At 36.5% G+C, this 22951-nt stretch carries 36 protein-coding genes; 32 read left to right on the forward strand and 4 right to left on the reverse strand.

The features are described 5' to 3' along the window. Positions 1-7: 7 nt before the first annotated feature. From CHRYMOREF3P_RS16210 to CHRYMOREF3P_RS16220, 3 genes are read right to left on the reverse strand one after another with little or no spacing between them, the layout of a single operon-like run. Positions 8-763, reverse strand: a complete 756-nt coding sequence (locus tag CHRYMOREF3P_RS16210; RefSeq protein ID WP_262889623.1) for an MIP/aquaporin family protein — start codon at positions 761-763, stop codon at positions 8-10. After that, positions 763-2259, reverse strand: a complete 1497-nt coding sequence (glpK, locus tag CHRYMOREF3P_RS16215; RefSeq protein ID WP_077413591.1) for a glycerol kinase GlpK — start codon at positions 2257-2259, stop codon at positions 763-765. The genes CHRYMOREF3P_RS16210 and glpK overlap by 1 nt, the downstream gene beginning before the upstream one ends. Positions 2260-2269: 10 nt before the next feature. Further along, positions 2270-3868, reverse strand: coding sequence for a glycerol-3-phosphate dehydrogenase/oxidase (locus CHRYMOREF3P_RS16220; RefSeq protein WP_180565048.1), 1599 nt, complete (start codon positions 3866-3868; stop codon positions 2270-2272). A 116-nt stretch (positions 3869-3984) separates the two neighbouring features. Between CHRYMOREF3P_RS16220 and CHRYMOREF3P_RS16225 the strand changes: the two genes are divergently transcribed. From CHRYMOREF3P_RS16225 to rplQ, 29 genes are all read left to right on the forward strand, one after another. Further along, positions 3985-4749, forward strand: coding sequence for a DeoR/GlpR family DNA-binding transcription regulator (locus CHRYMOREF3P_RS16225; RefSeq protein WP_077413593.1), 765 nt, complete (start codon positions 3985-3987; stop codon positions 4747-4749). Positions 4750-4999: 250 nt separating this feature from the next. Further along, entirely contained in the window at positions 5000-5626 is a 627-nt protein-coding gene (gene rplC / locus CHRYMOREF3P_RS16230; RefSeq protein ID WP_077413594.1) for a 50S ribosomal protein L3, read from the forward strand. Then, a complete protein-coding gene (gene rplD, locus CHRYMOREF3P_RS16235; protein ID WP_045491156.1) occupies positions 5617-6246 on the forward strand; it encodes a 50S ribosomal protein L4 in 630 nt (209 codons plus the stop codon). The genes rplC and rplD overlap by 10 nt, the downstream gene beginning before the upstream one ends. A gap of 3 nt (positions 6247-6249) precedes the next feature. Further along, positions 6250-6540 carry a 50S ribosomal protein L23 gene (gene rplW / locus CHRYMOREF3P_RS16240; RefSeq protein ID WP_180565049.1) on the forward strand — a complete coding sequence of 97 codons (291 nt, stop codon included), beginning with the start codon at positions 6250-6252 and terminating at the stop codon, positions 6538-6540. Between the two features lie 22 nt (positions 6541-6562). Continuing rightward, positions 6563-7384, forward strand: a complete 822-nt coding sequence (gene rplB / locus CHRYMOREF3P_RS16245) for a 50S ribosomal protein L2 (RefSeq protein WP_047380579.1) — start codon at positions 6563-6565, stop codon at positions 7382-7384. A gap of 2 nt (positions 7385-7386) precedes the next feature. Beyond that, positions 7387-7665 carry a 30S ribosomal protein S19 gene (rpsS, locus tag CHRYMOREF3P_RS16250; protein WP_034702850.1) on the forward strand — a complete coding sequence of 93 codons (279 nt, stop codon included), beginning with the start codon at positions 7387-7389 and terminating at the stop codon, positions 7663-7665. Between the two features lie 2 nt (positions 7666-7667). After that, the gene (gene rplV, locus CHRYMOREF3P_RS16255; protein WP_034694674.1) at positions 7668-8066 is read left to right on the forward strand and encodes a 50S ribosomal protein L22; all 399 of its coding nucleotides are present in this window, start codon (positions 7668-7670) and stop codon (positions 8064-8066) included. A 7-nt stretch (positions 8067-8073) separates the two neighbouring features. Then, positions 8074-8823 carry a 30S ribosomal protein S3 gene (rpsC, locus tag CHRYMOREF3P_RS16260; RefSeq protein WP_077413595.1) on the forward strand — a complete coding sequence of 250 codons (750 nt, stop codon included), beginning with the start codon at positions 8074-8076 and terminating at the stop codon, positions 8821-8823. Between the two features lie 98 nt (positions 8824-8921). Next, positions 8922-9347, forward strand: coding sequence for a 50S ribosomal protein L16 (rplP, locus tag CHRYMOREF3P_RS16265; protein ID WP_077413596.1), 426 nt, complete (start codon positions 8922-8924; stop codon positions 9345-9347). A gap of 12 nt (positions 9348-9359) precedes the next feature. Further along, the gene (rpmC, locus tag CHRYMOREF3P_RS16270) at positions 9360-9545 is read left to right on the forward strand and encodes a 50S ribosomal protein L29 (protein WP_034694678.1); all 186 of its coding nucleotides are present in this window, start codon (positions 9360-9362) and stop codon (positions 9543-9545) included. A 12-nt stretch (positions 9546-9557) separates the two neighbouring features. Then, a complete protein-coding gene (gene rpsQ, locus CHRYMOREF3P_RS16275; RefSeq protein WP_027387210.1) occupies positions 9558-9812 on the forward strand; it encodes a 30S ribosomal protein S17 in 255 nt (84 codons plus the stop codon). 2 nt (positions 9813-9814) lie between these two features. After that, complete coding sequence (gene rplN / locus CHRYMOREF3P_RS16280; protein ID WP_002983226.1) at positions 9815-10183, forward strand: 50S ribosomal protein L14; 369 nt, start codon at positions 9815-9817, stop codon at positions 10181-10183. A gap of 21 nt (positions 10184-10204) precedes the next feature. Further along, a complete protein-coding gene (gene rplX, locus CHRYMOREF3P_RS16285) occupies positions 10205-10531 on the forward strand; it encodes a 50S ribosomal protein L24 (protein ID WP_047376572.1) in 327 nt (108 codons plus the stop codon). 11 nt (positions 10532-10542) lie between these two features. Next, on the forward strand, positions 10543-11094 hold the full coding sequence (rplE, locus tag CHRYMOREF3P_RS16290; protein ID WP_047380587.1) for a 50S ribosomal protein L5: 552 nt from the start codon (positions 10543-10545) through the stop codon (positions 11092-11094). 3 nt (positions 11095-11097) lie between these two features. Continuing rightward, positions 11098-11367, forward strand: coding sequence for a 30S ribosomal protein S14 (gene rpsN, locus CHRYMOREF3P_RS16295; RefSeq protein ID WP_002983233.1), 270 nt, complete (start codon positions 11098-11100; stop codon positions 11365-11367). Positions 11368-11513: 146 nt separating this feature from the next. Beyond that, positions 11514-11912 (forward strand): 30S ribosomal protein S8, encoded by a 399-nt coding sequence (gene rpsH, locus CHRYMOREF3P_RS16300; RefSeq protein ID WP_047376575.1) that lies wholly within the window; start codon positions 11514-11516, stop codon positions 11910-11912. Positions 11913-11929: 17 nt separating this feature from the next. After that, positions 11930-12475 carry a 50S ribosomal protein L6 gene (rplF, locus tag CHRYMOREF3P_RS16305; protein ID WP_047380589.1) on the forward strand — a complete coding sequence of 182 codons (546 nt, stop codon included), beginning with the start codon at positions 11930-11932 and terminating at the stop codon, positions 12473-12475. A 15-nt stretch (positions 12476-12490) separates the two neighbouring features. Beyond that, a complete protein-coding gene (gene rplR, locus CHRYMOREF3P_RS16310) occupies positions 12491-12844 on the forward strand; it encodes a 50S ribosomal protein L18 (RefSeq protein WP_077413597.1) in 354 nt (117 codons plus the stop codon). 19 nt (positions 12845-12863) lie between these two features. Beyond that, positions 12864-13385: a 30S ribosomal protein S5 gene (gene rpsE, locus CHRYMOREF3P_RS16315; RefSeq protein WP_047376577.1), complete on the forward strand. Its 522-nt coding sequence runs from the start codon at positions 12864-12866 to the stop codon at positions 13383-13385. A gap of 10 nt (positions 13386-13395) precedes the next feature. Further along, positions 13396-13572 (forward strand): 50S ribosomal protein L30, encoded by a 177-nt coding sequence (gene rpmD, locus CHRYMOREF3P_RS16320; RefSeq protein ID WP_047376578.1) that lies wholly within the window; start codon positions 13396-13398, stop codon positions 13570-13572. A gap of 20 nt (positions 13573-13592) precedes the next feature. Next, a complete protein-coding gene (gene rplO / locus CHRYMOREF3P_RS16325; RefSeq protein WP_077413598.1) occupies positions 13593-14042 on the forward strand; it encodes a 50S ribosomal protein L15 in 450 nt (149 codons plus the stop codon). A 9-nt stretch (positions 14043-14051) separates the two neighbouring features. After that, positions 14052-15431, forward strand: a complete 1380-nt coding sequence (gene secY / locus CHRYMOREF3P_RS16330; RefSeq protein ID WP_047376580.1) for a preprotein translocase subunit SecY — start codon at positions 14052-14054, stop codon at positions 15429-15431. 3 nt (positions 15432-15434) lie between these two features. Continuing rightward, on the forward strand, positions 15435-15650 hold the full coding sequence (gene infA / locus CHRYMOREF3P_RS16335; protein ID WP_034684855.1) for a translation initiation factor IF-1: 216 nt from the start codon (positions 15435-15437) through the stop codon (positions 15648-15650). Positions 15651-15712: 62 nt separating this feature from the next. Further along, a complete protein-coding gene (gene rpmJ / locus CHRYMOREF3P_RS16340) occupies positions 15713-15829 on the forward strand; it encodes a 50S ribosomal protein L36 (protein ID WP_007839480.1) in 117 nt (38 codons plus the stop codon). Between the two features lie 9 nt (positions 15830-15838). Beyond that, the gene (rpsM, locus tag CHRYMOREF3P_RS16345) at positions 15839-16216 is read left to right on the forward strand and encodes a 30S ribosomal protein S13 (protein WP_034738759.1); all 378 of its coding nucleotides are present in this window, start codon (positions 15839-15841) and stop codon (positions 16214-16216) included. A gap of 12 nt (positions 16217-16228) precedes the next feature. Then, on the forward strand, positions 16229-16618 hold the full coding sequence (gene rpsK / locus CHRYMOREF3P_RS16350; RefSeq protein ID WP_047376581.1) for a 30S ribosomal protein S11: 390 nt from the start codon (positions 16229-16231) through the stop codon (positions 16616-16618). A gap of 19 nt (positions 16619-16637) precedes the next feature. After that, on the forward strand, positions 16638-17246 hold the full coding sequence (gene rpsD / locus CHRYMOREF3P_RS16355; protein ID WP_047096812.1) for a 30S ribosomal protein S4: 609 nt from the start codon (positions 16638-16640) through the stop codon (positions 17244-17246). Between the two features lie 33 nt (positions 17247-17279). After that, positions 17280-18275, forward strand: a complete 996-nt coding sequence (locus tag CHRYMOREF3P_RS16360) for a DNA-directed RNA polymerase subunit alpha (protein WP_047376582.1) — start codon at positions 17280-17282, stop codon at positions 18273-18275. Between the two features lie 6 nt (positions 18276-18281). After that, on the forward strand, positions 18282-18803 hold the full coding sequence (gene rplQ, locus CHRYMOREF3P_RS16365; protein ID WP_077413599.1) for a 50S ribosomal protein L17: 522 nt from the start codon (positions 18282-18284) through the stop codon (positions 18801-18803). Between the two features lie 103 nt (positions 18804-18906). On the opposite strand, the gene CHRYMOREF3P_RS16370 is transcribed toward rplQ, so the two are convergent. Then, the gene (locus CHRYMOREF3P_RS16370) at positions 18907-19341 is read right to left on the reverse strand and encodes a hypothetical protein (RefSeq protein ID WP_077413600.1); all 435 of its coding nucleotides are present in this window, start codon (positions 19339-19341) and stop codon (positions 18907-18909) included. Positions 19342-19407: 66 nt separating this feature from the next. Between CHRYMOREF3P_RS16370 and CHRYMOREF3P_RS16375 the strand changes: the two genes are divergently transcribed. The 3 genes from CHRYMOREF3P_RS16375 (at position 19408) to CHRYMOREF3P_RS16385 (ending at position 22942) form a co-directional block, all read left to right on the forward strand. After that, positions 19408-21261, forward strand: coding sequence for a beta-galactosidase (locus CHRYMOREF3P_RS16375; protein WP_180565050.1), 1854 nt, complete (start codon positions 19408-19410; stop codon positions 21259-21261). 217 nt (positions 21262-21478) lie between these two features. Then, complete coding sequence (locus CHRYMOREF3P_RS16380; protein ID WP_077413601.1) at positions 21479-22111, forward strand: response regulator; 633 nt, start codon at positions 21479-21481, stop codon at positions 22109-22111. Between the two features lie 6 nt (positions 22112-22117). Continuing rightward, positions 22118-22942 (forward strand): hypothetical protein, encoded by an 825-nt coding sequence (locus CHRYMOREF3P_RS16385; protein ID WP_077413602.1) that lies wholly within the window; start codon positions 22118-22120, stop codon positions 22940-22942. Positions 22943-22951 lie beyond the last annotated feature (9 nt).

Genomic DNA, 22951 nt, shown 5'->3' on the forward strand with positions numbered 1-22951 from the left:
CATTTGTTTATTTTAAAAATCCATATATAACTGCTGCGATAACAGCCCCTGTAATTGGGCCTATAACAGGAATCCAGGCATATCCCCAATCACTGCTCCCTTTTACAGGTAAGATGGCATGCATGATTCTTGGGGCAAGGTCTCTTGCCGGGTTTATGGCATATCCTGTTGTTCCTCCTAGCGATAAACCAATTGCCCACACCACAAATGTAACAGGAATGGCCCCAATAGAGCCTAGTCCAACTTTAGCGGTTGGATCTGCCTGTAAAGAAATGCTGGGGCCTGCAAAATAAAAAACACAGAATACCAGTACAAATGTTCCGATAATTTCACTAATCAGGTTAGAGGATGTTTTTCTGATAGCCGGACCAGTACTGAAGCAGGCTAGTTTAGCTCCTTCATCTTCCGTGATCGCAAAATGATCTTTGTGGAACAACCACACCAAAAATGCACCCAGCATTCCTCCAATCATTTGAGCTGCGATATAAGACGGAACGAGATCCCAGGAAAATTTTCCTGCAATGGCCAGTCCAATGGTTACAGCTGGATTCAGATGGGCACCACTTATTGGCCCTGCAACGGTTACTCCCACAAAAACGGCCAATGCCCATGCGGTAGTAATAACGATCCACCCGGAATTATTTCCTTTCGTATCTTTTAAGACAACATTGGCTACAACGCCGTTGCCTAACAATATAAGAAGCATCGTCCCGATAACTTCTGCGATAAATGGGGTCATATAAGTTTTTTTTTGTGAGTGAATTAATCTTCTATCCAGCTTTGAGCACTTTTTACAGCTTTCTTCCAGAAGTGGGTCATTTTATCCACTTGTTCTCTGTCCAGTTGAGGGTAGAAGTCCTTGTCTACAATCCATTGTTCCTGGATTTCGTCTATACTTTTCCAGTATCCTACTGCAAGACCGGCAAGATAGGCTGCGCCTAGTGCTGTAGTTTCCAAGGTTTTTGGACGTGTTATTTTAACCGCAAATAAATCAGACTGTATCTGCATCAAAAGATCACTCGCTGATGCGCCTCCGTCTACTCTTAGCTCAAGACTCTCTCTTCCTGAATCAGCTTCCATAGCTTTTACAATTTCATAAACCTGAAATGCAATTCCTTCCAATGTAGCTCTTGCGATATGGGCATCGGTAGTACCACGGGTGATTCCTACAATCGTTCCACGGGCATATTGATCCCAATAAGGAGCGCCAAGACCCGTTAATGCAGGAACGAAATATACACCGCCATTATCTTCTACCGAAGCAGCCAGTTCGTTCACCTGATCTGAAGAATGAATGATTTTAAGACCGTCTCTTAACCATTGAATGGCTGCACCTCCTACAAATACACTTCCTTCTAATGCATAGTTCACTTCTCCATTGATTTTCCAGGCTACTGTTGTAAGAAGATTGTTTTTAGAAGAAACCGCTTCAGCTCCTGTATTCATCAATAAGAAACAGCCTGTTCCGTACGTGTTTTTTACCATTCCCGGAGTGGTACACATCTGCCCGAATAAAGCAGCCTGCTGATCACCCGCAATTCCGGCAATCGGGATTTTAGTAGAGAACAGAGTAGTGGCCGTTTCACCATATACTTCACTGCTTTGTTTTACTTCAGGAAGAATAGCTTTCGGAATGTTGAATAATTCTAATAAATCATTATCCCATTCTAGAGTATGAATATTCAGAAGCATTGTTCTGCTGGCATTGGAAACGTCCGTGATAAACATTTTTCCGCGGGTAAGTTTCCAGACAAGCCAGGTGTCAACGGTTCCGAAACATAATTTTCCTTCTTCAGCCTTTTGTCTTGCTCCTTCTGTATTATCGAGAATCCATTTTAGTTTAGTCGCTGAAAAGTAAGCATCCAGAACAAGTCCTGTTTTTTCTTTGACCATTTCCGCATGACCTTGTTCTTTCAGTTCATCACAGTATTTTGAGGTTCTGCGGTCCTGCCATACAATAGCATTGTAGATGGGGTCACCGGTTTCTTTATCCCATACTATGGTTGTTTCACGTTGATTTGTAATACCGATAGCGGCAACTTCCAGACCGGAGATTCCGGCTTTTGCTATAACTTCTGCTGCTACGGAGATCTGTGAAGACCATATTTCATTCGGATCGTGCTCTACCCAGCCCGGGGTAGGAAATATCTGTTCGAAATCTTTTTGCGATACATATTTGATTTCTCCACTGTGGTTGAAGAGAATCGCTCTGGAGGACGTTGTCCCCTGGTCTAGAGCGAGAATTAGTTTTTCATTCATGTATATAATGCTAATTTAGGTTGATAACTTTAGGTGAATAAGGTGTTAATAAATACCCTCTTGCTAATTCAATAAATTCATTTTCCTGCTGCTGGGCCCATTCTTCAGAATATCCTTTTTCCTCAGCAATAATTCTTGCTATGTTATGAGCACTGTCTATAGCGGCTCTTGCGTCAAGGAACAGTAAACGAACTCTTCTTGCCAGGATGTCCTCAATAGTTTCTGCCATCTCCGTTCTTACAGCCCATACGATTTCTGCGACAGTAAAAGGATGATCTGGGTGAATCTTTTGAGCATATCGGGGATTGCTTTCCTGCAGTGCTTTTATAGAAGGAATATCAGATCCGTAAACGTACAGGTGATTCGTTCTGTCTACCTGTTCTGGTTTCACATTTCCATGGATGGAAAGATGTTCGGTTTTAGATGGGCTATTTCCCAACTTGTGAACTTTCATTGCTTCATCTACGGTATCTTCTGCCATTTTACGGTAGGTAGTCCATTTTCCTCCGATGATAGAAACCAATCCTGTTTCTGAAGTAATAACTTTATGGCTTCGGGAAACTTCTTTTGTGCTTTTGCTTCCGTCTTTAGGAGCGGCAAGAGGACGAAGTCCGGCGAAAACTGATTTTACGTCTTCACGAGTCGGTTTTTTAGCTAAATATTGTCTGGCAGTATTTAAAACAAAGCTAATTTCTTCTTCCAGTGCGCGGGGTTCAAAGCTTTCATCTTTTAAAAGAGTGTCTGTAGTTCCTACTAAGGCTCTGTCATGCCATGGAACAACAAATAAAACCCTGCCGTCTGAAGTTTTAGGAATCATGATCGCATCATCACTTTTCAGGAAGGACTTATCTAATACAAGGTGAATTCCCTGGCTTGGTACTACAAGTTTACCATGCTTAGGATTGTTCATATTAAGGATGTCATTCGTAAAGACACCAGTTGCGTTGATGACCCCCTTACCATGAATCTGATATTGCTGCTTAGAAAACTGGTCTTCTGCAACGACACCAATTACTTTATCGGAAGCATCTTTTAGAAGATTAATAACTTTTACATAATTGACTGCACTTCCGCCTTTTTCAATGATGGTTTGGGTAAGGTTAATCGCAAGTCTGGCATCGTCAAATTGTCCGTCCTGGTAAACAACCCCACTCATCAAGTGCTTTTGTTCAATAGTTGGAAGCTTTTCAACAGTTTTTGATTTGCTGATGTATTTCGTTTTACCCAGACTCAGTTTTCCGGCAAGGAAATCATAAATGGACAGTCCTATTTTATAGTATATTCCTCCCCACCATGTGTAATTTGGAATAATGAAAGACTGATTTTTTACGATATGTGCTGCATTTTTTGCTAAAAGTCCTCTTTCCTTTAATGCTTCTTTTACCAATCCGACATCTCCCTGGGCAAGATATCTTACTCCGCCGTGTACCAATTTGGTACTTCTGCTGGATGTTGCTTTTGCAAAATCATGAGATTCAATCAATAAAGTTTTGAATCCCCTGCTTACTGCGTCTAATGCTGAACCTAAACCACTGGCTCCTCCTCCTATGACAATAAAGTCCCATTCTTTTACATTGGTTAACTTACTTAGTTCTTCGTTTCGTTTCATAAATGTTTCGTTTATGTTTCGTTTTCAAATATATAAATTAAAAATGAAAGCAAAAAGAAAATAAACGAAATTTTAAAAAGTGAAAAAAAAACGGTATTTTTGATGAAACGAATAAAATGGAAAAGCTAATACCAAGACAGGATGAAATATTGAAAGAGCTTGATGAAAAAGGACATGTTCTTGTTCAGGATCTGTGTGAAAAACTCAATGTTTCTTCAGTTACGATCCGAAAGGATTTGAACTATCTCGAAAGTCTGGGGCTTCTTTTCAGAAATCATGGAGGGGCAAGTAAGCAGATGAGGTATGCTTATGAAAAAAATGTTGTAGAGAAAGAAAGTATCAATGTAGAGGCGAAGCAGGCTATTGCCAGAGCGGCTTTATTGTTGATTCAGGAAAACGACTGTATTATTTTAGCATCTGGAACAACCATGCATTATCTTGCCAGGATGCTGATGAATTTTGGTCCGCTTACGGTACTCACATCTTCTTTGAGAGTGGCAATTGAACTTTGCAATAATCCTAATATTAATATTATACAGCTGGGGGGTGAAGTACGAAAAAGCTCTACTTCTATAGTGGGTTCTATTTCCGAAGGCATTCTTAAACAGTTTTCATGTAATAAACTCTTTCTTGGAGTTGATGGTATTGATCCGGAATTCGGAATCAGTACTTCCAATGCTGCAGAAGCCCATCTGAACCAGATTATGATGGAGTGCGCAGATCAAACTGTAATTCTTGCGGATTCTTCCAAACTGAATAAGAAAGGATTTGGTAAGATTGCCGCTTTGGATCAGGTGGATTATCTGATTACTGATAATGGTATTTCTGCTGAAGACAGGGCTGGGCTGGAAGAAGTTGGGGTGACAGTTGTTGCTCAATAAGGTCTTCATTTTAATTTCTTTTTTTTAAATCAAAATAAATCTTTGAGAAAGTTGTTCTAATTTTTTTCAAAATTACCTAATCGATTAAAAATCAAAATATTTTACTCGAAATATTTGTCAGTTATAAAATTATTCATAAATTTGCACACTCATTTTAGGAGCGTAGTATGCCTATATCAAAAGTAGAAATTACTTCAGACTTCCAAAAAATGGGGATAAATAAAGGATAAATTTTATTATAATATAAACAATGTCAGGTATTATTGGTAAAAAAATCGGTATGACGTCTTTGTTTAACGAAGAAGGAAAAAACATTCCTTGTACGGTTATTCAGGCAGGTCCATGCTCGGTTTTACAGGTCAGAACCATAGAAAAAGACGGTTATAAAGCTGTTCAATTAGGTTTCGATGACAAGAGTGAGAAGAACGTTGGTAAAGCGTTAGCTGGCCATTTTAAAAAGGCTGGTTCTGCTCCTAAAGCTAAATTAGTAGAATTCTACAGAGAATTCGTTGATGAAGTAAAAGTAGGAGAAGAAGTAAAAGTTGATCTATTCACGGAAGGTGAATATGTTGACGTAACAGGAACTTCAAAAGGTAAAGGTTTCCAGGGTGTTGTTAAAAGACACGGATTTGGAGGTGTAATGCAGGCAACTCATGGTCAGCACAACAGACTTAGAGCTCCAGGTTCTATCGGTGCTGGTTCAGACCCTTCAAGAGTATTCAAAGGGATGAGAATGGCTGGAAGAATGGGAGGTGAGCAGGTAACTGTTCAAAACCTTCAAGTGTTAAAAGTTGATCAAGAACAAAATCTTTTAGTAGTAAAAGGTGCTGTTCCGGGAGCTAAAAATTCTTATGTAATTATCAGAAAATGGAACTAGTAGTATTAAATACATCAGGAAAAGAGACCGGAAGAAAAGTAACTCTAGACGAAACAGTATTCGGAATTGAGCCAAATCAGCACGCGGTTTACTTAGAAGTTAAACAGTACCTTGCTGCACAAAGACAAGGAACTCATAAAGCAAAAGAAAGAAGCGAAATTACTGCTTCTACTAAAAAGCTTAAGAAGCAAAAAGGATCAGGATCTGCTAGATATGGTGATATTAAATCTCCAACTTTCAGAGGTGGAGGTAGAGTATTCGGACCTAAGCCAAGAGATTACAGATTCAAATTGAACAAAGCTCTTAAGAGATTAGCTAAGAAATCTGTTTTATCTCAGAAAATGAGAGACAACAGCATTAAAGTTTTAGAAGATTTGAGCTTTGGTGCTCCTAAGACTAAAGATTTCATCAATGTATTAAATGCATTGGAACTTAACGGTAAAAAATCTTTATTCGTTCTTCCTGAAGCTAACAAGAATGTGTATTTATCTTCAAGAAACTTGCCTAAAACTAAAGTAATGAACTTCAACGAGATCAGTTCTTACGATTTAGTAAATGCAGGTGAGATTATTTTCTTCGAAGGTGCAGTTGAAAAATTCCAGGAAAATTTAAAGAAATAAGTCATGCCTATTATTATTAAACCAGTTATTTCAGAAAAGGCTAATTACCTTACAGATTTAAGAGGTTCTTATTCTTTCTTAGTTGAACCTAAGGCGAATAAAATCCAGATTAAAAAAGCTGTTGAAGCAGCTTACGGTGTAAAAGTAGCAGACGTTAATACAATGATTTATGCTCCGAAGGTTTCTTCAAAGTACACTAAAAAAGGTCTTCAAGTAGGAAAGACAAACAAATTGAAAAAAGCGGTAATCAAACTTGCTGAAGGTGAGGTTATCGATATTTTTGCTGTAAATTAATTATTAATTATAAATAATAGTAATGTCTGTTAGAAAATTAAAACCTATCACCCCGGGACAGAGATTCAGAATTGTAAACAATTTTGAAGAAATTACTACCAACAAACCAGAGAAATCTCTAACAGTTGGTATTAGTAAGTCAGGTGGACGTAACCAAACTGGTAAAATGACCATGCGTTACACCGGAGGTGGACACAAAAAGAAATACAGAATTATTGACTTCAAAAGAAACAAAGCAAACGTTGAAGCAACTGTAAAAACTGTAGAGTATGATCCAAACAGAACTGCATTTATCGCTTTATTAGAGTATGCTGATGGAGAGAAGAGATATATCATCGCTCCAAACGGTATCAAAGTTGATCAGAAGGTAGTATCAGGAGAAAGCGTTGAACCAAACGTAGGTAACGCAATGAAATTGAAAAACATTCCATTGGGTACTGTAATCTCTTGTGTTGAAATGAAACCTGGACAAGGTGCTATTTTAGCAAGAAGTGCTGGTTCTTCAGCTCAATTAACTTCTAGAGACGGTAAATATGCAATCATCAAGTTGCCTTCAGGAGAATCAAGAATGATCCTTACTGAATGTATGGCAATGATTGGTTCAGTTTCCAACTCAGATCACCAATTAACTGTATCAGGTAAGGCTGGTAGAAGCAGATGGTTAGGTAGAAGACCTAGAACAAGAGCTGTTGTAATGAACCCTGTAGATCACCCAATGGGAGGTGGTGAAGGACGTTCTTCAGGAGGTCACCCAAGATCTAGAAACGGTATGCCTGCTAAAGGGTACAAAACCAGAAAGAAAAATAAAGCGTCTAACCGTCATATCATATCTAAACGTAAATAATTATGGCAAGATCACTTAAAAAAGGACCATTCATTCATCATACTTTAGATAAGAAGGTTCAGACAAATATAGAGTCTGGTAAGAAGACAGTTATCAAAACTTGGTCTAGAGCATCAATGATCTCTCCAGACTTCGTAGGACAAACTATTGCAGTACACAACGGGAAATCTTTTATCCCTGTTTATGTTACAGAAAACATGGTTGGTCACAAGCTAGGCGAATTTTCTCCAACAAGATCTTTCAGAGGTCATGGTGGTAACAAAAACAAAGGAAGCAGATAATCATGGGATCAAGAAAAAGAGAAAGTGCATTAGCACGTAAATTGACAAACCAAGATGTAGTAAAAGCAATACACAATGATTGCCCATCTTCTCCAAGAAAAATGAGATTAGTAGCTGATATCATTAGAGGAGAACAGGTAGACAAAGCTTTATACATTCTAAAATATTCTAAAAAAGACGCATCTAACAAGTTAGAAAAAGTATTGCTTTCTGCAATGGCTAACTGGCAAACTAAAAACGAAGGTGCTGATATTGAAGAAGCTAATCTTATCGTTAAAGAAATTTTTGTAGACAGTGCAAGACAATTGAAGAGACTAAGACCAGCTCCACAAGGTAGAGGGTATAGAATCAGAAAAAGATCAAACCACATTACATTAATCTTAGGTAAAAAAGAAAATTAATCAAGGTATGGGACAGAAGACAAATCCAATTGGTAATAGATTAGGTATCATCAGAGGTTGGGATTCTAACTGGTTTGGTGGAAAAGATTATGGAGACAGAATCGCTGAAGACTACAAAATCAGAAGATACCTTGAGGCTAGATTATCTAAAGGTGGTATTTCAAAAATTTATATTGAAAGAACACTAAAATTAGTAACAGTTACAATTACTACTGCTAGACCGGGACTTATCATCGGTAAAGGAGGTCAGGAAGTTGATAAATTGAAAGAAGAATTGAAGAAACTTACTGGTAAGGATATTCAAATCAACATTTTCGAAATCAAAAGACCTGAATTAGATGCTGTATTAGTTGCTGATAGTATTTCTAAGCAAATTGAAAACAGAATTTCTTACAGAAGAGCTGTTAAAATGGCAATGGCAAGTACTATGAGAATGGGTGCTGAAGGTATCAAAGTTCAAATCTCTGGTAGATTGAACGGAGCTGAAATGGCAAGATCAGAATCTTTCAAAGACGGAAGAATTCCATTGTCAACTTTCAGAGCTGATATTGATTACCACTGGGCAGAAGCTCACACTACTTACGGTAGACTAGGTGTAAAAGTTTGGATCATGAAAGGTGAAGTTTACGGTAAAAGAGAACTTTCTCCACTAGTGGGACAACAGAAAAAAGGAGGTCAGTCAGACAGAGGAAACAGAGGTGGAGACAGAGACAACAGAAGACCTAGAAAAAACAACAACAATAACAATAATAATTAAAATTTTAGATTAGAAATTTTGAATTTTAAATTACCGTTACTTTTTTAAAATTAAAAAAAATCTAAAATCTAAAATCTAAAATCTAAAATTTAGAAATTATGTTACAACCAAAAAGAACCAAATTCCGTAGAGTTCACAAGATGAAGATGAAGGGGAATGCCCAGAGAGGTAGTCAACTTGCTTACGGAACTTTTGGGATCAAAGCAACGGAAGGAGCTTGGATCACTGCAAGACAGATTGAAGCAGCTCGTATTGCTGCGACAAGATATATGAAGAGAGAAGGTCAACTATGGATCAAAATCTTCCCAGATAAGCCAATTACTAAGAAACCAGCGGAAGTACGTATGGGTAAAGGTAAGGGTGCTGTTGAATATTGGGTAGCTGTAGTAAAACCAGGTAAAATTATGTTCGAAATCGGAGGTGTACCTTACGAAATCGCTAAGGAAGCTTTAAGGCTTGCTGCACAAAAATTACCAGTAGTTACTAGATTCATCGTTGCTAACGATTTTGTTAAACCTCTATAATCTTTGAATACAATGAAAAATGCTGATATTAAAAATTTAAGCGCGGGTGATATTCAAGCTCAATTAACTGAAGCAAAAGCTCAATATTCTAAATTGAAATTAGCTCATGCCATCAGCCCAATTGAAAACCCGATTCAAATCAGAGATTTGAGAAAAACAATCGCAAGACTAAACACTGAGTTAACTAACAAACAATAATTTCATTTTACAATGGATAGAAATTTAAGAAAAGAAAGAATCGGAGTGGTTTCCAGCAATAAAATGGAAAAAACTATTGTTGTTAGTGAAACTACAAGAGTAAAGCACCCGATGTACGGTAAATTCGTTTTGAAAACGAAAAAATATACTGCACACGACGAGAACAACGAATGCACAGAAGGTGATACAGTTTTGATCCAAGAAACTAGACCTATGAGCAAGAGCAAGAGATGGAGATTAGTAAGAATCATTGAAAAAGCTAAGTAATAATGTTACAAACAGAATCAAGATTAAAAGTTGCTGATAACACAGGTGCTAAAGAAGTACTAGTTATTAGAGTTCTGGGAGGAACCAGAAGAAGATATGCTTCAGTTGGTGATAAAATCGTTGTTACTATCAAGGATTCTACACCATCAGGAAATGCTAAAAAAGGTCAGGTATCTAAAGCTGTAGTAGTAAGAACTAAAAAAGCAGTAAGAAGAAAAGATGGTTCATACATCAAATTCGACGACAATGCTTGTGTATTACTAAACGCAGCGGGAGAAATGAGAGGAACGCGTGTTTTCGGACCAGTTGCTCGTGAGTTGAGAGACAAAGAATATATGAAAATCATTTCATTAGCTCCTGAAGTACTTTAATTTTAAAAATTTTTAAAAGAAATGTCAAAGTTAAAAATAAAAAGAGGAGATAACGTAATCATTACTACTGGTAAGAAAGATATCAAAGGTAAGACTGGTGAAGTTATTGAAGTGATTAAGAAAGAAGGAAAAGACCCTAGAGTAATCGTTGCAGGACTTAACATCGTTAAAAAACACGTTAAGCCTTCAGCTTCAAATCCTCAAGGAGGAATTACTGAAAAGGAAGCTTCTATTCATATCTCAAACGTAGCTTTAGTTGGTAAAGACGGAAAAGCTATCAAAATCGGTTACAAAATCGAAGGAGATAAGAAAGTGAGAGTTAACAAAAAAACGGGTGAAACTTTATAATTTGAATTAACATGGAATTTATAGCAAGACCCAAAAAAATATACAAAGAGCAAATTGTTCCTGCAATGATGGAAGAATTTGGGTACAAGTCTATCATGCAAGTACCTAGATTAGAGAAAATCGTTATATCGCAAGGTTTAGGAGATGCTACTGCAGATAAGAAAATTATTGATTATGCTGTAGAAGAACTAACAAACATTACAGGACAGAAAGCTGTAGGTACAATCTCTAAGAAAGATGAAGCTGCATTCAAACTAAGAAAAGGAATGCCTGTAGGAGCGAAAGTAACATTGAGAGCTCACAGAATGTATGAGTTCTTAGACAGACTTACTGCTTCTGCTTTACCACGTATCAGAGATTTCTCTGGTATCAAAGCAGATGGGTTCGATGGTAGAGGTAACTACAACTTAGGTATTACTGAGCAAATTATCTTCCCTGAAATCGTAATTGACAAAGTGAAAAAAATCCAAGGGATGGACATCACTTTCGTAACTACTGCGAAAACAGATAAAGAAGCTAAAGCATTATTAACTCACTTCGGTTTACCATTTAAAAAGAACTAAGAAATGGCTAAAGAATCAATGAAAGCGCGTGAGCGCAAAAGAGAAGCACTAGTTGCTAAATACGCTGCTAAAAGACAAGCTCTTAAAGAAGCTGGTGATTACGAAGGACTTCAAAAATTGCCTAAAAATGCTTCTCCTGTAAGATTGCACAACAGATGTAAACTAACAGGTAGACCAAGAGGGTACATGAGAACGTTTGGTATTTCCAGAGTAACTTTCAGAGAAATGGCAAACAACGGTCTTATCCCAGGTGTAAGAAAAGCTAGTTGGTAATAATTACTAATTAAAAATCGGGACAATTAAGTTGTCAGGATACTAAAGAACAATAATATCAGACTGAAGTTCTCTGAAGTCTGATATTTTTCTCTTCAAGTCTTTTCAATACTGATTGTCTTTAACCAATAATTTATAAAAGAAAAATGGTAACAGATCCAATTTCAGATTTCCTAACAAGAGTAAGGAACGCACAAAGCGCAGGCCACAAAGTGGTGGAAATTCCTGCATCGAAAATCAAAAAGGAGATTACTAAGATCCTATTTGATCAAGGGTATATCTTAAACTTCAAGTTTGAAGATAACGCTGTTCAAGGAGTGATCAAAATCGCTTTAAAGTACGATAAGCAAACTAACAAACCTGCTATTAAGTCTATTCAAAGAGCTTCAAGACCAGGTTTGAGACAGTACAAAGGTTCTACTGAACTTCCAAGAGTACTAAACGGTTTGGGTATTTCTATCATCTCTACTTCTAAAGGAGTAATGACTGACAAGAAAGCTAGAGAAGAGAAAGTAGGCGGTGAAGTAATCTGCTATGTTTATTAATTTTTAATCAGAGGAAAATGTCAAGAATTGGTAAAGCAATTATAACAATTCCAGCTGGAGTTACAGTCACTGAAAACAACGGTGTAGTAACTGTAAAAGGAGCAAAAGGAGAACTTTCTCAGGAGCTTACGGCAGGAATTACTTTAGAACAAAAAGATGGTGAGCTTAATGTAAACAGACCATCTGATTCTAAGCAACACAAAGCGCTTCACGGTTTATACAGAGCGTTAATCGCCAACATGATTGTTGGTGTAAATGAAGGTTTCGAAAAGAAACTAGAACTAGTAGGGGTAGGATACAGAGCTTCTCACGCAGGTCAAAAACTTGAGTTAGCTTTAGGATTCTCTCACGGTATCGTATTAGAACTTCCAAGTGAAGTAAAAGTTGATACATTGACTGAAAAAGGTAAAAACCCAATTATTACTTTAGCGTCTCACGACAAACAACTTCTAGGAATGGTTACTGCAAAGATCCGTTCTTTCAGAAAGCCTGAGCCATACAAAGGAAAAGGTGTAAGATTCGTAGGAGAAATTGTTAGACGTAAAGCTGGTAAATCTGCTTAATAAATTATAAGTATTATGGCATTAAGTAAATTAGAAAAAAGAATAAGAATCAAAAGAAGAGTAAGAGGGAAAATCTCTGGATCTTCTGAATTGCCAAGATTATCTGTATATAAAAGTAATAAGGAAATTTACGCTCAGTTAATCGACGATAAAAATGGTAAAACTTTAGCATCAGCTTCTTCTAGAGAAAAAGGTGTAGACGCTAAAGGTACTAAGACTGAAATTTCTGCTGCTGTTGGTAAAGCTATCGCTGCTAAAGCTATCGCTGCAGGAATCGAAAGTATTGTATTTGACAGAAACGGTTTCGTATATCACGGTAGAGTAAAAGCTCTAGCTGATGGTGCGAGAGAAGGTGGACTTAAATTCTAATCATTAAATTTCGGAAAATATGTTAGGACTAGATAATATAGAAAGAGTAAAACCGGGAGGATTAGAATTAAAAGATCGTCTCGTAGCTGTTAACAGAGTAACAAAAGTAACTAAAGGGGGTAGAGCTTTCGGATTTTCTGCTATTGTTGTAGTAGGTAATGAAGAAGGTATTATCGGTTTTGGTTTAGGAAAATCTAAAGAGGTTGCTTCTGCAATTGCTAAAGCAGTTGAAGATGCTAAGAAAAATCTTGTGAAAGTTCCTGTAATGAACCATACTATTCCTCACCAAACTACTGCTAGATACGGTGGTGCAGATATCTTCTTAAGACCTGCTTCTCACGGTACAGGACTTATCGCCGGTGGTGCGGTAAGAGCAGTATTGGAATCTGCTGGTATTCACGATATCCTTTCAAAATCTAAAGGATCTTCTAACCCTCACAACGTGGTGAAAGCTACTTTCAAAGCGTTATTGGATATCAGAAGACCTGAAGAGATCGCAAGAATGAGAGGAATTTCTCTAAGTAAAGTGTTTAACGGTTAATATTAAAACAATGGCAACAATTAAAGTAAAGCAAGTAAGAAGCGCTATTGGTAGAACAAAAACCCAAAAGAGAACGCTTGAAGCATTAGGATTAAAAAAACTTCACCAAGTTGTAGAACATGAAGCTACTCCTTCTATCTTAGGAATGGTAGCTGCAGTAAGCCACTTACTTGAAGTTCAAAAATAATTTTATAAAAGAGAATTAAAATGAATTTAAACAATATACAACCTGCTGCAGGATCTACTTTCAACTCAAAAAGAATTGGTAGAGGTCAAGGTAGTGGAAAAGGAGGTACTTCAACAAAAGGACACAAAGGTCAGAAAGCTAGAGCTGGTTATTCTCAGAAAATCGGTTTCGAAGGTGGACAGATGCCTTTACAAAGAAGATTACCTAAATTCGGATTCAAAAACGTAAATAGAAAAGAGTTTAGAGGAATTAACCTTGATACTATTCAAACTTTAATCGAGAACAAATCCATCACTGGAGATATCACGAAAGAAGTTTTAGTAGAAAACGGGATAGTTTCTAAAAACGAATTAGTGAAAATTATGGGTAGAGGAGAATTGAAATCTGCGGTTTCAATCTCTGCTGACAAATTCACTAAGTCTGCTGAAGAGCTTATTGCTAAAGCAGGTGGAAAAGCAATTACCTTATAATACTTACTAATGAAAGAATTTATACAAACACTTAAAAATATATGGAGCCTAAAGGAGTTAAGAGATAAAATTCTCTTTACGTTAGGTATTATCCTTGTGTATAGATTCGCATCTTATATCTCACTTCCTGCAATTAACCTTGCAGAGGTGGGAGATCTCTTAGAGCATTATAAAAATCAAGGCGGTAACAAGCAAGGAGCAGGTCTCCTTGGCTTGCTTTCGTCGTTTACGGGGGGAGCTTTCAGCCACGCTTCCGTAATGGCGTTGGGTATCATGCCTTATATTTCTGCTTCTATTATTGTTCAGTTGATGGGAATGGCTATTCCTTATCTTCAGAAGCTTCAGAAAGATGGAGAGTCAGGTAGAAATACATTGAACCAAATTACAAGATGGTTAACAATTGGAGTTTGTCTGGTACAGGCACCTTCTTATTTAACTTCTATTACTCAATTATTCTTACCGTATGCTCAGTTCCAATCTGCATATTTTGTAGAGCCAAATTCTATCATGTTCTGGTTGCCAAGTATTGTTATCTTGGTTGCTGGTTCAGTATTCGCAATGTGGTTAGGTGAAAAGATTACCGACAAAGGAATCGGAAATGGTATTTCCATCCTTATTATGGTGGGAATCCTTTCAAGATTACCTGAAGCATTCGTACAGGAGATGGCCGTGCAGAACGGAAAAGGAGGAATGGGATCTATCATGATCCTTATTGAAGTATTATTCTGGATGGTAGTTGTTCTTTTAGCCGTGATTTTATCTGTGGCTGTTAGAAAAATTCCAATTCAGTATGTAAGCAGAGCTCAAGCAAGAGGAGGTGTAAACAAAAATCTTATGCAGGGCGCAAGACAATGGATTCCGTTGAAAGTAAATGCTGCTGGTGTAATGCCGATTATCTTTGCTCAGGCATTGATGTTCGTACCAGGATTATTAACAAAATTCGATGAGTCTAACACTTTTCTTGCAGGTTTCAAGAATGTTTTTAGCTGGCAGTACAATGTATTGTTTGCGCTATTAATTATTATCTTCTCGTTTTTCTATACTGCAATTACAATTCCGGTGAACCAAATGGCTGATGATTTGAAGAGAAATGGAGGTTTAGTACCGAAAGTAAGACCAGGGAAAGAGACAGCAGATTACTTAGATGATATTTTATCAAAAATTACCTTGCCAGGTGCAATTTTTTTATCTATCTTTGCAGTCCTTCCGGCAATTGTGCATGGAAGCTTTGTTCAGACAGATGCGTTTGCCTTATTTTTCGGTGGAACGTCACTATTAATTATGGTAGGTGTAATTTTAGATACCGTTCAACAGATTAATACATATCTGCTGAATCATCACTATGATGGCTTAATGCAGTCTAAACTGTCTAGAACGACTGGATATTAATTTATGGCAAAACAAAAACATATTGAACAAGACGGCGTTATAACGGAAGCACTTTCGAACGCTCAGTTCCGTGTAGAACTTGAAAATGGGCATATTCTTATCGCTCATATTTCAGGTAAAATGCGAATGCACTATATTAAACTTTTACCTGGTGATAAGGTAAAACTAGAAATGTCTCCCTACGATTTAACAAAAGGGAGGATCACATTTAGATATTAAAACAATTAGCCAAATGGAATACACTTTCCATTTGGCATTTGTAAAAAATAAATACTATCAAAATGAAAGTAAGAGCATCAATTAAAAAAAGAAGCGCTGATTGCAAAATCGTACGCAGAAAAGGTGTACTATTCGTAATCAACAAGAAGAACCCAAAATTTAAACAAAGACAAGGCTAACATTAAATTATGGCGAGAATTGCAGGTATTGATTTACCAAAAAACAAAAGAGGTGTTATCGGTTTAACTTACATCTATGGAGTAGGAAGAAATACTTCTTCCGAAATCCTTAAAGCTGCCGGTATCAGCGAAGACAAGAAAGTCAACGAATGGAATGACGATGAATTGGCTGCAATCAGAACATATATCTCTGAAAACGTTAAAGTAGAAGGAGAATTAAGATCTGAAGTGCAATTGAACATCAAGAGATTGATGGACATAGGATGCCAACGAGGAATACGTCACAGACTAGGATTACCTTTAAGAGGCCAGAGAACGAAAAACAACTCTAGAACCCGTAAAGGAAAGAGAAAAACAGTTGCTAACAAGAAAAAGGCAAGTAAATAATCGTTAGGAATTATGGCAAAACAAAGTAAAGTAGTTAAAAAAAGAAAAGTAAAAGTTGAAGCTATTGGTGAAGCACATATTCAAGCTTCTTTCAATAACATCATCATTTCTTTAACAAATAAAAGTGGAGAGGTTATCTCTTGGGCATCTGCCGGTAAAATGGGATTCAGAGGTTCTAAAAAGAACACTCCTTTTGCTGCTCAAATGGCAGCTGAAAATTGCTCTGCTGTAGCTCATGAAGCTGGATTAAGAAGAGTAAAGGTGTTTGTGAAAGGTCCAGGTGCAGGTAGAGAATCTGCAATCAGATCTATTCACAATTCAGGAATTGAAGTTAGCGAAATCATTGATGTGACTCCAATGCCGCACAATGGATGTAGACCACCAAAAAGAAGAAGAGTTTAATTTTTAGAATTTACCCATTATGGCAAGATATATTGGACCTAAAACTAAGATTGCTAGAAAGTTTGGTGCTGCAATCTACGGAGATGATAAAAACTTCGAAAAAAGAAAAAACCAACCGCCAGGACAACACGGTCCTAACAAAAGAAGAGGTGCTAAAAAATCAGAATATGCAGTTCAGTTAGCTGAAAAACAAAAAGCTAAATATACTTACGGTATTTTAGAAAGACAGTTTGCTAACTTATTTGAAAAAGCACACAGAAGCAAAGGAGTAACAGGGGAAGTTCTATTACAACTTTGTGAATCAAGATTGGATAACGTAGTGTACAGATTAGGTTTTGCTAAAACTAGATCTGGTGCAAGACAATTAGTTTCTCACAGACACATCACTGTGAACGGAGAAATTCTTAATATCCCTTCTTACTTGGTAAAAGCTGGTGATGTAATCACTGTAAGAGAAAAGTCTAAGTCTCTTGAGGTTGTTACCAATGCATTGGCTTCTAAGTCAAACTATGAGTGGTTACAATTCAACGATGAGAAGAAAGAAGGTACTTTCATTTCTGCTCCTGAAAGAATCCAAATTCCGGAGGACATTAAGGAGAACCTTATCGTGGAACTTTACTCTAAATAATTTTTTAATCAAATTTTTGCTCAACCCAATAATATGGCAATTTTACAATTCATAAAACCCGATAAAGTAATTTTACTTAACTCTGATGAATTTAAAGGTCAATTCGAATTCAGACCTTTAGAACCAGGTTTCGGGCTTACAATCGGTAATGCTTTGAGAAGAGTGTTGCTTTCTTCTCTGGAAGGATACGCTATTTCATCTATCAAAATAGAAGGTGTAGAGCACGAATTTTCAACTATTCCAGGAGTAATCGAAGATGTTACCGAAATTATTCTTAACCTTAAGCAGGTAAGATTAAAAGCTGCAGCAGAAGGCCAGGCTAACGAGCAGGTTGTTGCTAAAGTTTCAGGTCAGACGGTTATTACTGCTGGTGATTTAGGAAAGTCTATCAATGGATTTGAGGTTTTAAACCCAGATTTAGTGATTTGCAACCTAAACAGTGATGTAACTTTCGAAATTACTTTCAATATTGAAAAAGGCAGAGGGTATGTGCCTTCTGAACAAAATAAGTCAAACAATGCTCCTGTAGGAACTATTGCTATCGACTCTATTTTTACGCCGATCAAGAAAGTACAATATAGCATTGAAAATTATCGTGTAGAGCAAAAAACAGACTACGAAAAACTTGTATTAGATATAGAAACTGATGGGTCTATCAGCCCTCAAAATGCTTTAACAGAAGCTTCTAAGATATTAATTTATCACTTCATGCTATTCTCTGATGAGAGAATCACGCTTGAAACTGAAGCTGTAAAAGCATCTATCCAGTACGATGAAGAAACACTTCACACAAGACAACTTCTTAAGTCTAAATTAGCAGATATGGATCTTTCTGTAAGAGCCCTTAACTGTCTAAAAGCAGCTGAAGTAGAAACTCTTGGAGAATTAGTTTCTTACAGTAAGTCTGATTTGATGAAATTCAGAAATTTTGGTAAAAAATCTTTGACAGAACTAGAAGAATTAGTGCATTCAAAAGGTCTTAACTTCGGTTTCGACGTTGCAAAATATAAGTTAGACGCTGATAAATAATTAATAATGAGACACGGTAAAAAATTCAATCACTTAGGAAGAACAGCTTCTCACAGAAGTGCTTTACTTTCTAATATGGCTTGTTCTCTAATTGAGCATAAAAGAATCAACACTACTGTAGCTAAAGCTAAAGCTTTAAGAGTATATGTTGAGCCTCTATTAACAAAAGCAAAAGAAGATACTACACACAACAGAAGAATAGTATTCTCTTATCTTCAAAATAAATTTGCGGTTGCTGAATTATTCAGAACTGTAGCTCCTAAAATCGCTGAAAGAAACGGTGGTTATACAAGAATCATTAAGACAGGTTTCAGACCAGGTGATGCTGCTGATATGGCTCTTATCGAATTAGTAGATTTCAACGAGCTTTACAACCCTAATGCTGAAGAGAAAAAAGCTACAAGAAGAAGCAGAAGATCAACTGCTACTACAAAAAAAGCTGAAGCAGTAGTTGCTGATGCTCCTGTAGTAGAAGAAAAAGTAGAAGAAGCTAAAGCTGATACTACTGAAGAAAAAACTGAAGAATAATATTCATTCAGATATATAAAAAAAACCATCCGGATTCCGGATGGTTTTTTTATTTTCATTACTTAGAATAAAATGTCCCTCTATATTGAGGGACATTGCTATTTTAGATCTTTGTTCTTTTCAATTCAATAAGATTATTACCCTGTTCAAGGTGAAGGCTGTCTCCTTTTACCCTTGCTGTCATATCATCTTTCTTGTAAATTGTTTCACCACCCTTGGTTTCTGTCTTAGGTAATGTAAATGTTTTCTTGTTGCTGGTAATGGCTACTGTACTTTCTTTCGGATCGTTTTTGAATACTACTTTCACTAATGTTCCGTCTGTAGCTTTATAAACAAAATCTGTTTTTTCAATTTTCTGTCCGTTTACATCTACTGTAGAAGAACTTTGTGTTAACGAATCTATTTTTCCATTGTTATCTGTAACTACAGTTGTTGAGCTGTCTGTTTTGATAACACTTTTATTTCCACTCTCATTTTTTTTGCAGCCGATAGCTGTTAATGTAAGTACAGCACCTAGTGCTAAAAGACTTTTTTTCATGATTATATTATTTGATATTCAATATGATTTTTATATTTTAATTTTACAAAAATCATGCCTTACAATATGAGAAATTTTAGTCATTATTTATACATAATTCTTTTCTTTTTATCCTTTAATACTATGTTTTCACAAAAAGGAAATTTTGAAATTAAGGATGGACATTTCATCTTAAATAGGAAACCGTTCACAGTGTATTCCGGGGAGATGCACTATCCGAGGGTTCCGTCAGAATACTGGAAGCACCGGCTGGAGATGATGAAAGCAATGGGTTTGAATACGGTTACCACTTATGTTTTTTGGAATTATCATGAAGAGGCTACAGGAAAATGGAATTTTTCGGGTGAAAAAGATTTGAAGAAGTTTATAAAAACAGCACAAGAAGTCGGTTTGTATGTTATTATTCGACCGGGACCCTACGTTTGTGCGGAATGGGAATTTGGTGGATATCCTTGGTGGCTGCAAAAATATAAAGATCTTGAGATAAGAAGAGATAATAAAGCTTTTCTGGAAGAATGCCGGAAATATATTAATCAGCTGGCAAAACAAATAGTACCCATGCAGATCAATAATGGTGGTCCGGTGATTATGGTTCAGGCTGAAAATGAGTTTGGTTCCTATGTTGCCCAAAGAAAAGATATTCCTCTCGAAGAGCATAGAAAATACAGCCACAAGATAAAAGAAATGCTTTTGAACAGCGGAGTTTCGGTTCCGTTATTTACTTCAGATGGAAGCTCACTTTTTAAAGGTGGTTCTATTGAAGGAGCGATACCAACAGCAAACGGGGAAGGTGATATTGATATTTTAAAGAAAAGCATCAATGAATATAATGGAGGACAGGGGCCTTACATGGTTGCCGAATACTACCCCGGATGGCTTGATCATTGGGCAGAACCTTTTGCTAAGGTTTCTACAGAAGAAGTGGTAAAGCAAACAGAGCTGTATATAAAAAATGGAATTTCTTTTAATTATTATATGATTCATGGCGGAACCAACTTTGGATTTACCAGCGGTGCAAATTACGATAGGGATCATGATATCCAGCCGGATCTTACAAGCTATGATTATGATGCTCCCATCAGTGAAGCAGGATGGGCTACTCCAAAATATAATGCGCTGAGAGAAGTTTTCCAAAAAATACATCAGAATAAGCTTCCTGATGTTCCAAGGCCAATGAAAGTCATCACTATTCCCACTATTAAATTTTCAAAAATAAATTGCCTCTTTGATCTTACTGATCGTCAGAAACCTGTTGTGAGTGATAAACCGCTTACATTTGAAGATTTGAATATCGGAAACGGATATGTTCTCTACAGAAGAAAATTTGATAATGATACGAAAGGAAAATTAGAGATAAAAGGATTACGTGATTATGCCAACATATACATCAATGGCAGATGGAAAGGAGAATTGAACAGGGTGAACAAAAAATATGATCTTGATATTGAAATTAAACCAGGAGACCGATTGGAAATTCTGGTTGAAAATATGGGTAGGATCAATTATGGAGCAGAGATTGTCCATAATTTAAAAGGCATTATCAGTCCAGTAAAAATCAACGGAACTGAAGTCTCCGGAAACTGGGAAATGCTTCCAATGCCTTTCGATACTTTTCCCAAACATACTTTTAAACAAAAAGAGATTGCAGCTCACTCACCCGTAATTCAGGAAGCTGAATTTACACTTGATGAGACAGGAGATACTTTTCTTGACATGAGATATTTTGGAAAAGGAATTGTTTTTATCAACGGAAAAAATGCAGGAAGATACTGGAGTAAAGTAGGGCCGCAGCTGACTCTTTACATTCCTGGAGTTTGGTTGAAGAAAGGCAGGAATCTGATTCAAATCTTCGAACAAATTGAATCTCATAATACAGTAAGCAGCATTGATCATCCTATACTTGATTGTCTTGTGGAATAATTCTCTGTTTTAAAGGTTTTATTACGACTTTGTGACTTGTGTTTTAATTCATTATGAAATAGTTATATTAATATTGGTTTTTAAATGAGAAATTGATTAAATTTAATAGAGCTAAAAAAACTTAACCATAATTACAAACTCCAAAATCAATATTACACAAAGGTGTAATTGATTTCAATTTGTTTTCTGTTGAAATTTGCTACAAAGAAACAAAGTCATGAGCATTTCCATCGCCATAGTAGAGGACGAAAAAAACTACAACAATGCGTTGAAGAAAGTCATCAATTACCAACAGGATATGAAGGTAATTGCTCAGTTTTTTGATGGAAATGATGCCATGCAAAACCTCCCCGCTATTTCCCCGGACGTAGTGATGATGGATATCCAGTTACAAGATATGCTGGGAATTGAAATCATAGAAAAACTGCGAAAAGACATGCCCAATACACAATTTATCATGTGTACCAGCTTTGATGATGATGAGAAGATTTTTAATTCTTTAAAAGCTGGTGCGATGGGCTATCTTGTAAAAGGAGAAAGTATGGATAAAATCCTTTCTTCAATCCGGGATGTATATCAGGGTGGAGCTCCTATGAGTTTTTCCATTGCCCGAAGAGTTCTCAGACATTTTGAACGAAAACTTCCCGAAATTAAAGGCTTCGATGAACTTACAGTGCGTGAAAAAGAAATTCTTGACCTTCTTTCGGAGGGACTTCTTTATAAAGAGATCGCAGACAAAAAATGTATCAGCATTGATACAGTAAAAAAACATGTCGGAAATATCTACAGAAAACTTCACGTAAACAATAAAGTGGAGGCTATTAATAAATTTAACCAATCAAAAAACTAAGAAACAATGGAAAAAGAATTGCATGATTTTAAATGTGCTTTGGAAGCTGAGATTATTGCTAAGCAAAAGGCAGGAGCAATTAAGGATTTCTATGAAATGAAGGAGTTTACAGAACGTGAGCAATGGATAAAGGATTATATTACAAAGAATGGTGTGGAATTTTTCGTAACACATCCTATAGGAGATGAAGAATTTATAAAGAACAGAGAATTGTTTGAACAGCGGGCTCCTGATATTACTCAAGAATTGTACATAGATTTTAATTTATTTGAAACCCTTGTAAGAGACCATTTGAATGAGGGGTATACAATAATGAAGATCTCTTTTAGACAACTTCCAGAGAATGAAATTAGTGAATTTTCCAGAATCATGCCTGAAAATCAATCATCACTGAAAAGTATAGAAGGATATTTATATGCAAGCCTTTCCTTCCATGAGGCATCAGATACAACCAAACTGGATAAACATTATTTTGTTTTTAACCTGGATAGATATTATGAGGTAGATGAAAACCATTTGAGACGCTTTGATAATACAGATTTAGGGAGAATCCTCACTAACGTATCCAATGACGCTTATGTAGCAAACTGTATACGTTATGAGTTGATTCTTGTAAAACAGTACATTGATAGAATACACATGTATTTGGAAGGTTGCCTTAAAAAAAATATTTCTAGACTTGACTTCATACCATGTATTGGAAGAAAAAAGACGGTAAGTTTTGGAAGTGGGAAACAGTCAATATATCTTGCAACCATGCCATCAGATAATAATAAACAATTACTTAGCGCAGATTTTCCATATTACGATCAGGGAAGTTTAGAGCCATAAGATGCTTAT

Source organism: Chryseobacterium sp. JV274 (assembly GCF_903969135.1).
In the GTDB taxonomy this organism is placed as follows: domain Bacteria; phylum Bacteroidota; class Bacteroidia; order Flavobacteriales; family Weeksellaceae; genus Chryseobacterium.

What these genes read in the sequence shown, in the direction of transcription:
- glpK (WP_077413591.1), bottom strand. Translation starts at nt 2,259, where the DNA reads ATGAATGAAAAACTAATTCTCGCTCTAGACCAGGGGACAACGTCCTCC.
- CHRYMOREF3P_RS16220 (WP_180565048.1), bottom strand. Translation starts at nt 3,868, where the DNA reads ATGAAACGAAACGAAGAACTAAGTAAGTTAACCAATGTAAAAGAATGG.
- CHRYMOREF3P_RS16225 (WP_077413593.1), top strand. Translation starts at nt 3,985, where the DNA reads ATGGAAAAGCTAATACCAAGACAGGATGAAATATTGAAAGAGCTTGAT.
- rplC (WP_077413594.1), top strand. Translation starts at nt 5,000, where the DNA reads ATGTCAGGTATTATTGGTAAAAAAATCGGTATGACGTCTTTGTTTAAC.
- rplD (WP_045491156.1), top strand. Translation starts at nt 5,617, where the DNA reads ATGGAACTAGTAGTATTAAATACATCAGGAAAAGAGACCGGAAGAAAA.
- rplW (WP_180565049.1), top strand. Translation starts at nt 6,250, where the DNA reads ATGCCTATTATTATTAAACCAGTTATTTCAGAAAAGGCTAATTACCTT.
- rplB (WP_047380579.1), top strand. Translation starts at nt 6,563, where the DNA reads ATGTCTGTTAGAAAATTAAAACCTATCACCCCGGGACAGAGATTCAGA.
- rpsS (WP_034702850.1), top strand. Translation starts at nt 7,387, where the DNA reads ATGGCAAGATCACTTAAAAAAGGACCATTCATTCATCATACTTTAGAT.
- rplV (WP_034694674.1), top strand. Translation starts at nt 7,668, where the DNA reads ATGGGATCAAGAAAAAGAGAAAGTGCATTAGCACGTAAATTGACAAAC.
- rpsC (WP_077413595.1), top strand. Translation starts at nt 8,074, where the DNA reads ATGGGACAGAAGACAAATCCAATTGGTAATAGATTAGGTATCATCAGA.
- rplP (WP_077413596.1), top strand. Translation starts at nt 8,922, where the DNA reads ATGTTACAACCAAAAAGAACCAAATTCCGTAGAGTTCACAAGATGAAG.
- rpmC (WP_034694678.1), top strand. Translation starts at nt 9,360, where the DNA reads ATGAAAAATGCTGATATTAAAAATTTAAGCGCGGGTGATATTCAAGCT.
- rpsQ (WP_027387210.1), top strand. Translation starts at nt 9,558, where the DNA reads ATGGATAGAAATTTAAGAAAAGAAAGAATCGGAGTGGTTTCCAGCAAT.
- rplN (WP_002983226.1), top strand. Translation starts at nt 9,815, where the DNA reads ATGTTACAAACAGAATCAAGATTAAAAGTTGCTGATAACACAGGTGCT.
- rplX (WP_047376572.1), top strand. Translation starts at nt 10,205, where the DNA reads ATGTCAAAGTTAAAAATAAAAAGAGGAGATAACGTAATCATTACTACT.
- rplE (WP_047380587.1), top strand. Translation starts at nt 10,543, where the DNA reads ATGGAATTTATAGCAAGACCCAAAAAAATATACAAAGAGCAAATTGTT.
- rpsN (WP_002983233.1), top strand. Translation starts at nt 11,098, where the DNA reads ATGGCTAAAGAATCAATGAAAGCGCGTGAGCGCAAAAGAGAAGCACTA.
- rpsH (WP_047376575.1), top strand. Translation starts at nt 11,514, where the DNA reads ATGGTAACAGATCCAATTTCAGATTTCCTAACAAGAGTAAGGAACGCA.
- rplF (WP_047380589.1), top strand. Translation starts at nt 11,930, where the DNA reads ATGTCAAGAATTGGTAAAGCAATTATAACAATTCCAGCTGGAGTTACA.
- rplR (WP_077413597.1), top strand. Translation starts at nt 12,491, where the DNA reads ATGGCATTAAGTAAATTAGAAAAAAGAATAAGAATCAAAAGAAGAGTA.
- rpsE (WP_047376577.1), top strand. Translation starts at nt 12,864, where the DNA reads ATGTTAGGACTAGATAATATAGAAAGAGTAAAACCGGGAGGATTAGAA.
- rpmD (WP_047376578.1), top strand. Translation starts at nt 13,396, where the DNA reads ATGGCAACAATTAAAGTAAAGCAAGTAAGAAGCGCTATTGGTAGAACA.
- rplO (WP_077413598.1), top strand. Translation starts at nt 13,593, where the DNA reads ATGAATTTAAACAATATACAACCTGCTGCAGGATCTACTTTCAACTCA.
- secY (WP_047376580.1), top strand. Translation starts at nt 14,052, where the DNA reads ATGAAAGAATTTATACAAACACTTAAAAATATATGGAGCCTAAAGGAG.
- infA (WP_034684855.1), top strand. Translation starts at nt 15,435, where the DNA reads ATGGCAAAACAAAAACATATTGAACAAGACGGCGTTATAACGGAAGCA.
- rpmJ (WP_007839480.1), top strand. Translation starts at nt 15,713, where the DNA reads ATGAAAGTAAGAGCATCAATTAAAAAAAGAAGCGCTGATTGCAAAATC.
- rpsM (WP_034738759.1), top strand. Translation starts at nt 15,839, where the DNA reads ATGGCGAGAATTGCAGGTATTGATTTACCAAAAAACAAAAGAGGTGTT.
- rpsK (WP_047376581.1), top strand. Translation starts at nt 16,229, where the DNA reads ATGGCAAAACAAAGTAAAGTAGTTAAAAAAAGAAAAGTAAAAGTTGAA.
- rpsD (WP_047096812.1), top strand. Translation starts at nt 16,638, where the DNA reads ATGGCAAGATATATTGGACCTAAAACTAAGATTGCTAGAAAGTTTGGT.
- CHRYMOREF3P_RS16360 (WP_047376582.1), top strand. Translation starts at nt 17,280, where the DNA reads ATGGCAATTTTACAATTCATAAAACCCGATAAAGTAATTTTACTTAAC.
- rplQ (WP_077413599.1), top strand. Translation starts at nt 18,282, where the DNA reads ATGAGACACGGTAAAAAATTCAATCACTTAGGAAGAACAGCTTCTCAC.
- CHRYMOREF3P_RS16370 (WP_077413600.1), bottom strand. Translation starts at nt 19,341, where the DNA reads ATGAAAAAAAGTCTTTTAGCACTAGGTGCTGTACTTACATTAACAGCT.
- CHRYMOREF3P_RS16375 (WP_180565050.1), top strand. Translation starts at nt 19,408, where the DNA reads ATGAGAAATTTTAGTCATTATTTATACATAATTCTTTTCTTTTTATCC.
- CHRYMOREF3P_RS16380 (WP_077413601.1), top strand. Translation starts at nt 21,479, where the DNA reads ATGAGCATTTCCATCGCCATAGTAGAGGACGAAAAAAACTACAACAAT.
- CHRYMOREF3P_RS16385 (WP_077413602.1), top strand. Translation starts at nt 22,118, where the DNA reads ATGGAAAAAGAATTGCATGATTTTAAATGTGCTTTGGAAGCTGAGATT.